Source organism: Bacillus sp. FSL R12-0074 (genome assembly GCF_038005725.1).
GTDB lineage: Bacteria > Bacillota > Bacilli > Bacillales > Bacillaceae_G > Bacillus_A > Bacillus_A mycoides.
The window spans coordinates 4,069,506-4,083,540 of the sequence record NZ_JBBOTR010000001.1; the positions used below are offsets into that span (position 1 = coordinate 4,069,506).

Annotated in this window: 14 protein-coding genes and 1 riboswitch; of the genes, 5 read left to right on the forward strand and 9 right to left on the reverse strand. The window is 36.4% G+C overall.

Translation table 11 applies throughout. The features are described from left to right. Positions 1 to 5: 5 nt before the first annotated feature. Both argJ and argC read right to left on the reverse strand, forming a co-directional pair. The gene (gene argJ / locus NSS97_RS21065; protein WP_002088515.1) at positions 6 to 1,229 is read right to left on the reverse strand and encodes a bifunctional glutamate N-acetyltransferase/amino-acid acetyltransferase ArgJ; all 1,224 of its coding nucleotides are present in this window, start codon (positions 1,227 to 1,229) and stop codon (positions 6 to 8) included. Positions 1,230 to 1,239: 10 nt separating this feature from the next. Continuing rightward, positions 1,240 to 2,277 carry an N-acetyl-gamma-glutamyl-phosphate reductase gene (gene argC, locus NSS97_RS21070; protein ID WP_107886373.1) on the reverse strand — a complete coding sequence of 346 codons (1,038 nt, stop codon included), beginning with the start codon at positions 2,275 to 2,277 and terminating at the stop codon, positions 1,240 to 1,242. A 224-nt stretch (positions 2,278 to 2,501) separates the two neighbouring features. Between argC and NSS97_RS21075 the strand changes: the two genes are divergently transcribed. Then, positions 2,502 to 2,687, forward strand: a complete 186-nt coding sequence (locus NSS97_RS21075; protein WP_002014960.1) for a YqzH family protein — start codon at positions 2,502 to 2,504, stop codon at positions 2,685 to 2,687. A 29-nt stretch (positions 2,688 to 2,716) separates the two neighbouring features. On the opposite strand, the gene NSS97_RS21080 is transcribed toward NSS97_RS21075, so the two are convergent. Both NSS97_RS21080 and NSS97_RS21085 read right to left on the reverse strand, forming a co-directional pair. Beyond that, entirely contained in the window at positions 2,717 to 3,511 is a 795-nt protein-coding gene (locus tag NSS97_RS21080) for an SDR family oxidoreductase (protein ID WP_044442686.1), read from the reverse strand. A gap of 9 nt (positions 3,512 to 3,520) precedes the next feature. After that, a complete protein-coding gene (locus NSS97_RS21085) occupies positions 3,521 to 4,474 on the reverse strand; it encodes an MBL fold metallo-hydrolase (RefSeq protein WP_002014957.1) in 954 nt (317 codons plus the stop codon). A gap of 165 nt (positions 4,475 to 4,639) precedes the next feature. Between NSS97_RS21085 and proI the strand changes: the two genes are divergently transcribed. After that, a complete protein-coding gene (gene proI / locus NSS97_RS21090) occupies positions 4,640 to 5,479 on the forward strand; it encodes a pyrroline-5-carboxylate reductase ProI (RefSeq protein WP_002066991.1) in 840 nt (279 codons plus the stop codon). 57 nt (positions 5,480 to 5,536) lie between these two features. Here proI and sdaAA read toward each other — a convergent pair whose 3' ends face one another. From sdaAA to rnz, 4 genes are all read right to left on the reverse strand, one after another. Next, positions 5,537 to 6,415 (reverse strand): L-serine ammonia-lyase, iron-sulfur-dependent, subunit alpha, encoded by an 879-nt coding sequence (gene sdaAA / locus NSS97_RS21095; RefSeq protein ID WP_002033842.1) that lies wholly within the window; start codon positions 6,413 to 6,415, stop codon positions 5,537 to 5,539. Between the two features lie 18 nt (positions 6,416 to 6,433). Next, the gene (gene sdaAB, locus NSS97_RS21100) at positions 6,434 to 7,093 is read right to left on the reverse strand and encodes an L-serine ammonia-lyase, iron-sulfur-dependent subunit beta (protein ID WP_002088527.1); all 660 of its coding nucleotides are present in this window, start codon (positions 7,091 to 7,093) and stop codon (positions 6,434 to 6,436) included. 37 nt (positions 7,094 to 7,130) lie between these two features. After that, positions 7,131 to 7,475, reverse strand: coding sequence for a hypothetical protein (locus NSS97_RS21105; protein WP_002145854.1), 345 nt, complete (start codon positions 7,473 to 7,475; stop codon positions 7,131 to 7,133). A 363-nt stretch (positions 7,476 to 7,838) separates the two neighbouring features. Next, positions 7,839 to 8,762, reverse strand: coding sequence for a ribonuclease Z (gene rnz, locus NSS97_RS21110; protein WP_002014952.1), 924 nt, complete (start codon positions 8,760 to 8,762; stop codon positions 7,839 to 7,841). Between the two features lie 189 nt (positions 8,763 to 8,951). Here rnz and NSS97_RS21115 point away from each other — a divergent pair, with 189 nt between their 5' ends. The 3 genes from NSS97_RS21115 to NSS97_RS21125 all read left to right on the forward strand — a co-directional run bounded on the left by NSS97_RS21115 (position 8,952) and on the right by NSS97_RS21125 (position 12,802). Continuing rightward, positions 8,952 to 9,203, forward strand: a complete 252-nt coding sequence (locus NSS97_RS21115) for a DUF3932 family protein (protein WP_107886372.1) — start codon at positions 8,952 to 8,954, stop codon at positions 9,201 to 9,203. Between the two features lie 196 nt (positions 9,204 to 9,399). After that, positions 9,400 to 9,567: riboswitch (M-box (ykoK) riboswitch) on the forward strand. Positions 9,568 to 9,870: 303 nt separating this feature from the next. Next, entirely contained in the window at positions 9,871 to 12,576 is a 2,706-nt protein-coding gene (gene mgtA, locus NSS97_RS21120; protein ID WP_341113972.1) for a magnesium-translocating P-type ATPase, read from the forward strand. A 76-nt stretch (positions 12,577 to 12,652) separates the two neighbouring features. Beyond that, positions 12,653 to 12,802: a hypothetical protein gene (locus NSS97_RS21125; protein ID WP_162014387.1), complete on the forward strand. Its 150-nt coding sequence runs from the start codon at positions 12,653 to 12,655 to the stop codon at positions 12,800 to 12,802. On the opposite strand, the gene NSS97_RS21130 is transcribed toward NSS97_RS21125, so the two are convergent. Next, on the reverse strand, positions 12,795 to 14,033 hold the full coding sequence (locus NSS97_RS21130; RefSeq protein ID WP_044442669.1) for a DNA polymerase IV: 1,239 nt from the start codon (positions 14,031 to 14,033) through the stop codon (positions 12,795 to 12,797). The two genes, NSS97_RS21125 and NSS97_RS21130, sit on opposite strands and share 8 nt — an antisense overlap. Positions 14,034 to 14,035: the final 2 nt, after the last annotated feature.

Here is a 14,035-nt window from a genome sequence, read left to right on the forward strand (position 1 = left end):
TCTCCTTATGTACGATAACAAGCATTTATTTTCACATATTCATAACTTAAGTCGCAGCCCCAAGCTGATCCCGTTTCATCTCCTAAATGTAAACACACATCAATTTTTATTTCATGTTCTTGTAATTTCTTTGTCATTTCCTCTTCAGAAAACATTTGAGGCTCACTATTTTTTAATACGGCGATAGATTGAAGAGTGATATCAATTGTATTTGGGTTAATAATTACTTCACTCTGTCCAGTACTACTAATAATTCGTCCCCAATTTGGGTCCTCACCGTATATCGCTGTTTTCACAAGACTGGAACCGACTATTTGTTTTGCAATTTTCTTTGCTTCTTCATTTGTTCTAGCCCCTAACACGTTTACTTCTATTAACTTCGTAGCACCTTCACCATCTTGTGCAATTTTTTTCGCTAAATCTTCACATACCTTTTGTAAAGCAACTACGAAAGTTTCCCAGTCTTCATGTTCCATATTCATCGTTTTCGTTTCTGATAATCCACTTGCCATAGCGATGACCATATCATTTGTAGAAGTATCTCCGTCCACCGTAATTTGATTAAACGTATGATTCGTAATTTGTGATAATGCTGTTTGCAATACTTCATGCTCTATATTGGCGTCTGTTGTAATAAAACTAAGCATCGTTGCCATATTCGGTTTGATCATCCCTGATCCTTTTGCGACCCCAGCAATGATCACTGCTTCCCCATCAATTATCATCTCATAGCAAGTTTCTTTCGTTATAAGATCTGTCGTTAAAATTGCTTCACAAAAAGAATAAGCTTCACTTACTTCCTTTGTTGGCACAAGAGATTCAATTCCCTTTCGAATGATATCCATCGGTAAAGGTACTCCAATTACACCTGTTGAAGCGACTGCGACGTACTTTTCTTTTACTCCAAAGTGTTCCGCTCCTAATGTTCGCATCTCATAAGCATCTTGCAATCCTTTCATCCCCGTACAAGCATTTGCATTGCCGCTATTTACAACAATTGCTTGTAATTTCCCTTCTGCTGCTATGCTATCCTTCGTTACTTGCAACGGCGCTGCTTGTATTTGATTTGTTGTATACACAGCGGCACATGATGCTGGTACCTCACAAACGATTGCACCCATATCCTTTTTCACCTTTTTCAGACCATTTGCAGTACCGATTGCCAAAAAGCCTTTTGGTGTAACAATTGAACCATTTGCTAATTTTGTAATAGACGATGCTTTAATCATAATTTCCCCCTTATGGATAAAGCGGCATATGCTGTAAACCCGTTGTCTCTTCTAGTCCCGCTAATAAATTTGCATTTTGAACTGCTTGCCCTGCCGCACCTTTCATCATATTGTCTATAACAGAAACGACCGTAACTCTTTCTGTTCTTTCATCGTAAGCTATCCCAATATCACAATAATTTGAGCCCCTTACTTCTTTCGGACTTGGAAATTCTCCTTGCGGGCGAACTCGAACGAAAGCTGAGTATTCATACGTTTCTTCATACAACTTTTGAAGTTGCTCTATTTTCATTTCCTTTTTCACTTTCGCATAAAGTGTAATCATAATCCCTCGTGATATCGGTATTAAATGTGTACTAAACGTGATTGGCTTCGTTTCACGATTCCACTCTGCAAGCATTTGCTCAATCTCAGGAACGTGCTGATGCTGATTAACTTTATAAATGTGTAAGTTATCGTATAACTCAGGAAAGTGAGTCATTGTTGTTGGCGTTTTGCCCGCTCCAGATACTCCTGATTTCGCATCAATAATAATCGAAGCTTCTTCAATCATGCCGCTACGTACTAACGGCGCTACCGCTAATAATGCAGCTGTAGCAAAACATCCTGGGTTTGCAATTAAATTTGCATTTTGGATCTCAGGCCTTTTCCATTCACTTAATCCATATACTGCTTTCCTAAGAAGTTCTTCCTGTGCAGCTGGCCTTTTATACCACAATTCATATAACGAGGGATCTATCATACGAAAGTCTCCAGATAGGTCAATTACTTTTAAACCTACTGCCAATAATTTTGGTGTTAACTCTGCCGATACTCCCGCTGGGGTTGCTAAAAATACAATTTCAGCTTCCTTCTCTATTTTCTCCGCATCAATTTCTTGTAACGTATGGACAAGAACATTTCGAAAATGCGGGTATACATTTGTTATAAATTCACCGACTTGTGAAAAAGAATGGAGAGATGCTATCGAAAAATATGGATGTTGCTCTAATAACCGAATTAACTCAATACCTCCATATCCAGTTGCTCCAATAATTGCGACTTTCATAAGCGCCTCCTCATATCTATTCTTTAAATTAAGTTTGATTATAATATTGCATAATTATAAAGTCAATTAAATATTTATAATTTTTAAAAACTTCAAAATATTAATCTTGCTATAAAAGCAATATACATAAGTGGATTTTTATGCAAAAATAGTGCATAGTAGTATTTTCATTTCACTTCAAGTACAATAAAACAATACATGTATACATACAGGCGGGGAAAAACATGAATAAAAAATTAATTGAGAAAATGATTATAAAAAGTTTTCGGCAATATCAATGTAATCCTGTTTCAAAAGAGGATCAGGAAATGCTAATTAAACATATTCAAATGATAATTCATTCAAATACTGAAATTGATGTATACGAGGCTGTTGAGGATATCGTTTACGATTATGTGACTGGAAAATAAAAAATAGGAGATTTCCATATGGAAATCTCCTATTTTTTACTTAATGATTTGCCTGCAACGCGTTCAAATAAACCTGGGAATAATGCGTAGAGCTTTGGCCCCATTCCCATCCACTTCGGCAAGTTTACTTCACGTTTTTTCGTTTGCATCGTCTTTACGATTTGTTCTGCTACATATGTTGGTTTTAACATGTAACGTCCCATATTTTTCACATATGTACCTGATTGATCGGCTATTTCAAAAAAGTTCGTTTCTATCGGTCCTGGGTTAATTGCTGTTACATACACATTTGTGTTAGATAACTCCATACGTAAACTATTCGTAAATCCTAATACAGCGTGTTTTGTTGCTGCATAAGCACTCGACTTCGGAGTTGCAATTTTTCCAGCCAATGAAGCAATATTAATAATTTGTCCTTCGTTCCTTTTTACCATATTAGGTAATACCGCTTTCGTACAAGCTACTAATCCAAATACATTTACTTGAAACATATCCTTTACTTCATCCATTGAAGCATCTTCAAACGTTTTAAAGATACCAAACCCAGCATTATTTACCAATATATCAATACGTCCTACTTCTTGTAATACCTTTGAAAAAACAGATTGTACTTCCGTTTCTTCACTTACATCTAATACATAGTAATAGCAAGGCGTATTATACGTTACTTTAATTTTGTCTGCTAATGCTTGTAGCTTCTCTTCTGTTCGAGCCATTAATACCGGCGTCGCCCCTTGCTCTGCAACCTGCATTGCAACTTGCTCTCCAATTCCACTAGAAGCACCTGTAATGACGATTACTTTTTCTTGTAAACGTCCCGTCATTGCTGTCACCTACTTTGCATAATAAATCAATTGTTGTGAAGATTCATCAATCATCACCTGTTGATTATATGCTAAAAAGTCTAATTGTCCAACAGTTTCTGAGATAGTAAGTGGTAATTGCTCTTTATATAATACCGGAAATAGTTTTACACACACCTCAAATGCTGTCATTGGCTTTTCCTTTAATAGTTCAAGCACTTTAAAAGCACGTGTCTCTTGCTTTTGTAATCTTGTTTCAATAAGTTGTTTCACATTCAGAACATCTTCCCCATGCCCTGATAAAATCCGTGAAATATTCATTTCACTTAAACGTTTTAACGTTTGATTGTACTGCAATAAAGGATGCGCTCTTTCTGTTTGCCCTTCATATGGTGGTTCTAATATTGGATTTGAAGAAATATGACTAATGAGAGCATCCCCACCAATTAATATTCCATCAGATTCTCTATATAATGAAATATGAGTGGAAGCATGACCCGGGGTTTCAATCACTGTAAATCCAGGTAACGAATCTATACGATCTCCCTCTCTCACAGTATGTGTTAACGATCTATTACAAGAATATTTAAGTGTCTTCGTCGTCAATAATGCCTCACCATTCAGAAATACTGCTGGAACGCCGAACTGCAAGGCTGTCTCTTTAAAAAATTCATGATACCTCTTTAAAAATTCAGCATTTTGTGTAATCCACGGTTCATTCCAAGGATGTCCGATAATCTTTACTTTTTCAGAAAATGTATTTAAAAGTCCGCAATGATCCGCATGGTGATGCGTAATCACTACCGTTTCAATATCTTCTATCTTATATCCTAATGCACCTAATTGACTTTCTAGTGCTTTCTTTGCTTCTTCTGTATTTGTCCCTGTATCAATTAACGTTAATGTTTCTCCCTCAACTAAAAACACATTCACTGTCTCAACTGCAAATGGAACAGGAATCTCCATTCGATGAATCGCCGTCATGCTTAGCCCCCCTGTCTTTTTCCGGTTCAAAAATGAATACCTCTTCAGTTTACAACTTCCCTATAAATTTGTCATTATTTTCAGATAAAAAGAGGTCTTTTCCATAAAAAAACGAATGTATGTACATTTATAAGTATTTCTAACCAAATTTAAAGGAGGCACATCATGTCTATGCAAAACATTTCCTTTCTCGGTGCAGGCTCTATTGCCGAAGCGATTATTGGTGGCTTATTAAACGCAAATGTTGTTAAGGGAGAACACGTCACTGTAAGTAATCGTTCTAACGAGACAAGATTACAGGAGTTACATAAAAAATACGGTGTCAAAGGTACACATAATAAAAAGGAATTACTTGCTGATGCGAATATTCTTTTTCTAGCTATGAAGCCAAAAGATGTCGCAGAAGCGGTTATTCCTCTTAAAGAATACATAAATAATGACTTGCTTATTATTTCGTTATTAGCAGGTGTTTCTACTCATTCAATTAGAAACCTACTTCAAAAAGACGTTCCGATTATTCGTGCAATGCCAAATACATCTGCAGCCATTTTAAAATCCGCTACCGCTATCTCACCTTCAGAACACACAACGGAGGAACATATTCGCACTGCAACATCTTTATTTGAAACGATTGGTCTCGTCTCTGTTGTAGAAGAAGAAGATATGCATGCTATCACTGCATTATCTGGAAGTGGACCAGCTTATATTTATTACGTGGTAGAGGCACTGGAAGAGGCAGCAAAAAAAATTGGTTTAAAAGAAGATGTTGCAAAATCTCTTATTCTTCAGACGATGATTGGTTCTGCTGAAATGCTAAAAGCAAGCGAAAAACACCCTTCTATTTTGCGAAAAGAAATTACTTCTCCTGGCGGAACAACTGAAGCAGGTATTGAAGTATTAAAGGAGCATAATTTTCAACAAGCATTAATCTCATGTATTACACAAGCAACGAAACGATCACACGATCTTGGAAAAACATTAGAAGAAATAGCAAAAGAAAAATAAAAAACGGAGCTCAACTTTATTTGAGCTCCGTCTTTACTTTAATCATATGATATGCTTTTAGTTATTACTCTTACCAAAAATCTCTTCTTGCAAACGACGACCTGTCGGTGTTGCTGCAAGGCCACCTTCTGCTGTTTCACGAAGTGCTACTGGCATCGTTTGTCCAATTCTAAACATCGCCTCAATGACTTCATCACATGGAATTGTACTAGTTACACCAGCTAATGATAAATCAGCTGAAATCATGGCATTCGCAGCTCCTGCTGCATTACGTTTTACACAAGGTACTTCTACAAGCCCTGCAACAGGATCACATACTAAACCAAGCATATTCTTTAATGAAATCGCCATCGCTGTAGCTGCTTGATCTTGTGTTCCACCAGCCATCTCAACTGCTGCTGCAGCTGCCATTCCACTTGCTGAACCTACTTCAGCTTGGCAACCTCCTGCCGCGCCAGAAATACAAGCATTATTCGCAACAACCATACCGAAAGCTCCTGCTGTAAATAAAAATTCAATCATTTCTTCGCGTGTCGGCTGTAATTTTTCTTGCAGTGCAAACAGTACACCTGGCACTGTTCCAGCAGATCCTGCTGTTGGTGTTGCACAAATAATTCCCATCGCCGCATTTACTTCATTTGTCGCAACAGCTTTACTCACTGCGTCCAAAATCGTATCTCCAGATAAACCTTTCCCACTCTGCATATACGCTTGGACTTTCACAGCATCCCCGCCAGTTAAACCAGTCGGTGATTTTACACCACGAATACCGCGTTCTACTGCTTGTTCCATCACGACTAAGTTCTTTTCCATTCCAGCAATTACTTCTTCACGTGAGATATTTCTTGTTTGCATTTCACATTGAATCATAATTTCTGCGATTTTTACATTTTGCTCTTTAGCTTGCGCCACTAGTTCCGCTGCGTTCCGAAACATGGTGTGTCCCCCCTGCAATTAATCCATAATAGTTACTTGACAAATATTTTGTTGCCCATTTATTTCCGCAATTACTTCATCTGCTAATAATTCATCTGTTTCAATGACCATAAGCGCTCTTCTTCCTTTTTCTTTACGAGAAACACTCATTGTACTTATGTTAATCTCATGCTTAGCAAGGATTGAAGCTACAGCTGCGATAGCACCAAAGCGATCGTTATTTACAATAAGTAGTGCTGGACTCGTGCCTGTTAATTGAAGATCGAATCCGTTTAATTCTACAACTTCAATTTTACCGCCACCAATTGAGCAAGCAACAACTTCAATTTCCTCTTCACCTTTATACAGACGAATTTTCGCTGTATTTGGATGCGGAGCATTTGCATCTTCTTCAATGAATTCCACTTCAATCCCGCGTTCTTTTGCAATATCTAACGCACTTGGAATACGTAAATCATCTGTTTCAAATCCTAGTATTCCACCGATTAGCGCTACATCCGTACCGTGACCACGGTATGTTTTTGCAAATGAACCATATAATGAAATGCTAACTCTCTCTGGTTCATGACGAAACAGCTGACGAGCAACTTGCCCCATTCTTGCCGCGCCTGCTGTATGTGAACTTGATGGACCAATCATAACCGGACCAATAATATCAAACACTGAGCGATACTTCATCATAACTCCCCCTAAACCTCTATGAAAAAATTATTTACTATTCTATTAAGCTACCGAATCGGTTGCTGTTCCAGTCGTACCACGAATTTGTTCCGCTGTAAGAATTGGATAGTTTTTGAATAACAGTGAAGCAATATATCCTGAAATAATACCAGTTATAATAATAAATAAGAAACTTAGCATTACCTGCATTTAAAAATAATATAAGATAGTCCACAATAAAGTCTGGTAGCAATCCAAAGTTTAACACAGAACCCCTTACAAGCATAGCATAAACAAGTGAAACTCCCATTGCTTTCATACCTTTTGATGTTTTAAAGCTAAAAAGTGAAAAAAGACTTAGTACAAATAATAGTAATATCCTTCCTATTATAATTTCCATGTTGCTCTCTCACGATTTAGTCAACTTCACTTGTTATGAAAAATGGCTAAAACGCGTGTAGCCTACAATAAATTATAATCTGCCCTCATTATAGCTTGTTTTTAATAAAACGCTTACTTTTAATAAATTTTAAAAGTTCTGAATAAAAATCCATTTCCGCTACTTGTACCACTCGTATGTCGTCTGACTTATATAACAGTTTTTCTAAATAATCGGTATTATGTATTTTTATCCTATATCTTCACATCATTAAAACTTTCTGTGTCATCCTATATAAAAATAAAATGATAACAGTTTTATTTTTAATTTTTTTTAGAAATAAAAAAAATGGCAACCTATCGTCACCATGTTTTCACAACATTATTATCTTTCTACTGGAAATGATTTTAAATCCGTAGCTATTTCTGTATTAGAAAATAGCTCTCTTGCCTCTTTCAATAATTCCTTATATGTATCTCCTTGATAACGAGAACTAATATGAGTCAATATTAAGCGTTTTGCATTTGCCTGAAGTGCAATACTCGCAGCTTGCTTAGATGTGGAATGAAAATAATCATACGCTTGTTGTTCATCTTCTGCCGCAAAAGTCGCTTCATGAACAAGTACGTCAGCATCTTGCGCAAGCTCTCTGCTCGCTTCGCAATATCGTGTATCGCCTAAAATTGTAATAACTCTTCCTTTTTGAGGCGGGCCAATAAAATCTTTTCCATCTAACACTGTGCCATTCTCTAATTCAACTACTTCACCATCTTTTAAGCGTTTAAAAACGGGACCAGGTTTCACACCCATTCCCAGTAACTTATCCACTAAAAGAGCTCCCTGTATATCTTTCTCTACAATTCGATATCCGAAGCATTCAATTCCATGTGATAACCTTTTTGTTTCTACACAAAATTCATTATCCTCAAACACAATACCTTCTTCCGTAATCTCAACGATTTCAAGTGGATATTTAACATGTGTCGTACTTACTAATAATGCCACTTCAATAAATTGTTTAATTCCTTTTGGTCCGTACACTGTTAATTTTGTTGTTCCACCTTGAAACGAACGGCTACCCAATAAACCCGGCAATCCAAAAATATGATCGCCATGTAAATGCGTAATAAATATTTTTTCAATGCGGCGTGGACGTACAGACGTATGTAGTATTTGATGTTGCGTCGCCTCGCCACAGTCAAATAACCAAGTCTGTCCTCGTTCTTCTAACAACTGCAAAGCAATTGCTGAAACATTCCTTCCTTTTGAAGGAACACCTGCACCAGTTCCTAAAAATACAAATTCCACTTTCTTTCCTCCAGCTCTTTATATAATCTATCTTTCATCTTACGGAATGTTATTTCAAATGGCAAATTGAATTTGCATAACCAATCATCTAGACAACTATATAACACGAACATTATACTTAAAAATTTTAGCTATCGTTCGTATTTTGTGGTAAAATGATTGTACTACATTTTAAGGGAGCGTTTTATTATGAAAGAAGTATTTCGTTTACAAACTGATTTTTCATCTTCATTTGATCGCTGGGTAAGTTCTTTCGTTTCTGATCACCCAGCACAATTAGAATGGACGACTTTAAAAGAATTAATCCATGAATATACAACATCACATACAAATGATTCGTTACCAACATATATTTCTTCAGCTTTAACATATTACGCACAACGCGTTTCAACAACAAGTAACTCAGAAATTGTTATTTTTGAAAATCCTACAATCTCATAATCTATAATAAAAAGTACTGTAATCAGTGCTTTTTATTTATGTTCATTAAAGTATTTATTTTCCCGCCTTATTTCAAAAAACTCCGCTTATTTCCTACTATATAGCCATCATAAATCTATTTGATTTTTCGGAAAAATAGATTAAAAAGATATTGACACTACGATTTTACAGTGCTAATATTCAACGTGTAATTGAATATGGTCTCTGTTAGGTGAGGCTCCTGTATAGAGAAACGCTGCTGCCCAAAAATGTCGAGAGACGCCAATGGGTCAACAGGAAAGGTCGGAATGAAGGCCTTTTTTAACGTAGCTGGTTTCAGTACCTATGCTATACAGTGCTAAAACTCAACGAGGGAGAGGTGCGTATATTTTGTCATACACAAAAACTGTTTTTATCTATGTTTACTAACAGTCTTTGTTGTTGACTCTTTTTGACTACGAATTCAGACCTTTACTCGTTTTGAGTAAAGGTCTTTTTTATATCTTTATGCACCAGAAACTACTAATTGTACGGAGGTGAGGAACAGTGGCAAGTGATGATTCGGCCCAGATACCCATATGTTTTACATTTATATTTCATCATGTAGGTAGGAAAGAAGCTGTTCCTCCCAATTTTAAATAGTCGAGTAACAGATTGTTTCCTCCTTCATGAAAAGGAGGAACTACCAATGTTAAATTTACAAAAACAAGAAACGAAGCATGCTTACGATCAAGATAGCATGAAAGCAAATAACGAATTATTAGTGGAAGTTGCAACACAGGATGTAAACTCTGCGTTAAAACTCTTAGAAACAACACAAGATGGACTCTCTAAACAAGAAGCGTCTCGTAGACTTTCTTTATATGGTCCGAACGAAATCGCTCATAATAAAACATTGCCGTGGTACATTCAATTTCTGCTGGCATTTAAAAATCCATTTATTTTTGTTTTGTTAGCTCTTGGAGCACTCTCTTTTTTCACAGATGATATACAAGGAACAATTGTCGTATCTGTAATGGTACTGCTAAGTACAAAGATTCGCTTTTTACAAGAATTCCGCTCTCAGAAAGCGGCGGATAAGTTAAAGGCTATGGTTCGAACAACTGCGAGTGTCTTTAGAATAGATGGATTTGTACACGAAACAAAAAACGTAACAAATTTAAATCGAAATTACACAACAGAAATTCCAATTGAAGAACTTGTACCTGGCGATATTATTTCACTTTCAGCTGGTGATATCGTGCCAGCTGATGTGCGTATTTTATCCGCAAAAGATTTATTTGTTAATCAGTCTTCTTTAACCGGGGAAGCACTTCCTGTAGAAAAATACGAAAACTGCTACCATACGGAAAATAAACATATATTACCGAAAAACATGAAAAAAAATTACAATCCGCTCGATATGGAAAACCTTTGCTTTATGGGTACAAATATTGTTAGCGGTAGCGCAAAAGCTGTTGTTGTTTCAACTAGTACGGATACGTATTTCGGCTCTTTAGCAAAAAAGGTTATCGGAAAACGTGCAGAAACAAACTTTGATAAAGGCGTAAACAAAGTAAGTTGGCTCTTAATCACATTCATGCTTATTATGGCACCCATTGTCCTTCTCATTAATGGATTCACAAAAGGAGATTGGCAAGAAGCTTTTTTCTTTGCTATTGCTGTTGCAGTTGGCCTTACACCTGAAATGCTGCCAATGATTGTAACTGCTAATTTAGCTAAAGGCGCCGTGAACATGTCTAAACAAAAAGTAATTGTAAAACAGCTCAACTCAATTCAAAACTTAGGTGCTATGAACATTCTTTGCACAGATAAAACTGGAACTTTAACAGAAGATAAAGTTGTCCTAGTTCGTCATTTAGATCCTAACGGAAATGAATGCGATCGTGTATTACACTTTGCCTATTTAAATAGCTTCTATCAAACTGGATTGAAAAATTTAATAGATAAAGCTGTTATTGAACATACAGAGGAGAACCATAAATTTGATCCATCAGCTTTTCAAAAGCTAGATGAAATTCCATTCGATTTTGCTCGGCGTCGCATGTCTGTCATCGTGAAAAATATTTTAGGTGAACATACAATGGTTTGTAAAGGTGCCGTAGAAGAAATTTTATCAATTTGTAACTACACTGAAGTTGATGGACAAATTGTCCCTCTCACTGAAGAAATGAGAGTAAATGTAAAACATCTTAGCGAAACTTTAAATAGTGAAGGAATGCGTGTCATCGCTGTAGCATACAAGAACGATAACAAACCTTATCATAAAGCTTATGCAGTACAAGATGAATCCGCTATGATCCTTACTGGATATATCGGCTTTTTAGATCCACCTAAACCATCTGCTGCTTCTGCAATTCAAGCATTGCAAAAACATGGCGTACAAGTGAAAATCTTAACAGGCGATAACGAAATTGTTACAAAAAAAGTTTGTAAAGAAGTGGGATTAAATATAGGTGAGCCTGTCCTCGGTTACGAAATTGATTCTTTACCAGATAAAACATTAGCAACACTGGCAGAAGAAACAACAGTGTTCGCAAAACTAAATCCAATGCAAAAGTCCCGCATCATTCGCGTATTGCAAGGTAATGGTCATACTGTAGGTTATATGGGGGATGGTATTAACGATGCCGTTGCACTACGTGATGCTGATGTTGGAATATCTGTTGATACTGCTACTGACATTGCAAAAGAATCTTCCGATATTATTTTACTTGAAAAAAGTTTAACTATATTAGAAGCAGGTATTTTAGAAGGACGCACTACTTTCGGCAATATTTTAAAATATATAAAAATGACAGCTAGCTCTAACTTTGGAAATGTATTTAGTGTATTAGTGGCAAGTGCTTTCATTCCATTTTTACCGATGCTTGCAATTCATCTCTTAATTCAAAACTTACTTTATGATATTTCACAGCTTTCAATCCCATGGGATAAAATGGATAAGGAATTTCTAGAGAAGCCTAGAAAATGGGATACTGCAAACTTGCGTAACTTCATTATTTGCATCGGTCCAATTAGCTCTATATTCGATATTATCACATTCGTTGTCATGTGGAATGTGTTCGGTGCAAATACACCTGGAGAACAATCGCTATTCCAATCTGGTTGGTTTGTCGTTGGGTTGCTAACTCAAACATTAATTGTCCATATGATTAGAACACAGAAAATTCCGTTCATTCAAAGTACAGCATCAATACCAGTTCTTATATTAACCGCTTGTATTATGGCAATCGGAATTTACATTCCATTCTCACCACTTGGTGCAGCAATTGGTTTACAAGCATTACCACTAAGCTACTTCCCGTGGCTCATAGGAATATTATTAGGTTATGCTTTCTTAACACAATTCCTGAAAAAGCTTTATATTAAAAAATTCCACAGCTGGTTGTAAAAATGAGAATGAGTGGGTATTTCTCACTCATTCTCAAAAAATATAACATGTACTTATATGTATGGAGGTAACCATGATGATATGGTATGACATCGTATTAAGGTTATTTATAGCAATTATTGTAGGAGCTTGCATCGGAATGGAAAGACAATGGAGACATCGAATGGCTGGATCCTCTCTTCCATCTAAAAAAGAAGGGTTTAAATCTCTAAAACCTTCTACATAAACTTATTTTCTAATTTTTGCTGAAACGACTTTTCTTGCTGACGCAATAATTGACTACCTCTCTGTAAAAGAGGTGTTCCATACTTTTCATTAATTTGATCAATAACAGCAAGTAACGGCTCTTCTTTCGCATCTTCTTCGAATGAAAACAAATCTAACTGTTTCACTGATTCTGTCTTCCACTCTAATTCAGTAGCTGTAACACCTAACAGACGAACAGAATCACCATCCCAGTGTTGCTTCCATAAACGTGATGCTGCTTGGAAAATAACCCGTTCTTCCCATATTGCATTTTTCAATTGTTTACTCCGTGTTACCGTGCGACGATCATGGTATTTAATCATAATTTGAATGTTATAACTAACGAGAGTTCGTTTTTGTAGTCTTTTGCTTACTGATTTCGATAATCTTTCTAACATATCAAGTAATTCTTTTTCTTCGTCCATATCCTTTGAGAAAGTCATCGAATTTCCAACGCTTTTATGTTGTCCCATTTGATTCGGATCAACTTCCCTGTCATCCATACCTTTTGCACGTTTTTGTAAATCAACACCGTGCTTTCCAATTTTAGCGCGAATGATATGCTCGTCTCCTTTTGCTAACTGTTCAATTGTATGTATATGAATGTCTTTTAGTTTTTCAGCTGTTTTCTCTCCGATTCCATGCATCTCTGCAACTGATCGTGGCCAAATAATTTCTGGGATATCACGTTTTCGAAGTACTGTAATTCCAAGAGGTTTTTTCATATCTGAAGCAGTCTTTGCTAGGAAAAGGTTTGGGGCAATCCCAATGCTACATGGAAGCTGTAACTCTGTTAGTAACGCTTGTTGAATCATCTTCGCTATTTCAAGAGGCGAACCGAGCGCATAGCAATCTGTAATATCTAAATACCCTTCATCTATAGAAAACGGTTGTATTTTTTCTGTAAAACGGGAAAGAATTTGAAACATTTGAAATGAAGCTTCTCGATATAATGTAAAATTAGGGTGCCTCACAACTAATTGCGGGCATAATCGCTTCGCTTCCCATAGAGGCATCGTCGTACGTATTCCATATTCTCTCGCCTCATAACTACATGTTATGATAATCCCTTTTCTCTCTTTTTCATTCCCCGCAATCGCTAATGGCTTTCCTTGTAATGATGGGTCATGAGCAATTTCGACAGATGCGAAAAAACAATTCATATCTACATGTAAAATAACACGTCCATTTTTCGGATACATTTCTCGCATAC

Coding starts and splice junctions, on each gene's coding strand:
- argC (WP_107886373.1), bottom strand. CDS start 2,277: ATGAAAGTCGCAATTATTGGAGCAACTGGATATGGAGGTATTGAGTTA.
- NSS97_RS21125 (WP_162014387.1), top strand. CDS start 12,653: ATGATATGGTATGACATCGTATTAAGGTTATTTATAGCAATTATTGTA.
- NSS97_RS21080 (WP_044442686.1), bottom strand. CDS start 3,511: ATGACGGGACGTTTACAAGAAAAAGTAATCGTCATTACAGGTGCTTCT.
- NSS97_RS21115 (WP_107886372.1), top strand. CDS start 8,952: ATGAAAGAAGTATTTCGTTTACAAACTGATTTTTCATCTTCATTTGAT.
- NSS97_RS21075 (WP_002014960.1), top strand. CDS start 2,502: ATGAATAAAAAATTAATTGAGAAAATGATTATAAAAAGTTTTCGGCAA.
- mgtA (WP_341113972.1), top strand. CDS start 9,871: ATGTTAAATTTACAAAAACAAGAAACGAAGCATGCTTACGATCAAGAT.
- proI (WP_002066991.1), top strand. CDS start 4,640: ATGTCTATGCAAAACATTTCCTTTCTCGGTGCAGGCTCTATTGCCGAA.
- argJ (WP_002088515.1), bottom strand. CDS start 1,229: ATGATTAAAGCATCGTCTATTACAAAATTAGCAAATGGTTCAATTGTT.
- NSS97_RS21085 (WP_002014957.1), bottom strand. CDS start 4,474: ATGACGGCGATTCATCGAATGGAGATTCCTGTTCCATTTGCAGTTGAG.
- sdaAB (WP_002088527.1), bottom strand. CDS start 7,093: ATGAAGTATCGCTCAGTGTTTGATATTATTGGTCCGGTTATGATTGGT.
- NSS97_RS21130 (WP_044442669.1), bottom strand. CDS start 14,033: ATGCGAGAAATGTATCCGAAAAATGGACGTGTTATTTTACATGTAGAT.
- sdaAA (WP_002033842.1), bottom strand. CDS start 6,415: ATGTTTCGGAACGCAGCGGAACTAGTGGCGCAAGCTAAAGAGCAAAAT.
- NSS97_RS21105 (WP_002145854.1), bottom strand. CDS start 7,475: ATGGAAATTATAATAGGAAGGATATTACTATTATTTGTACTAAGTCTT.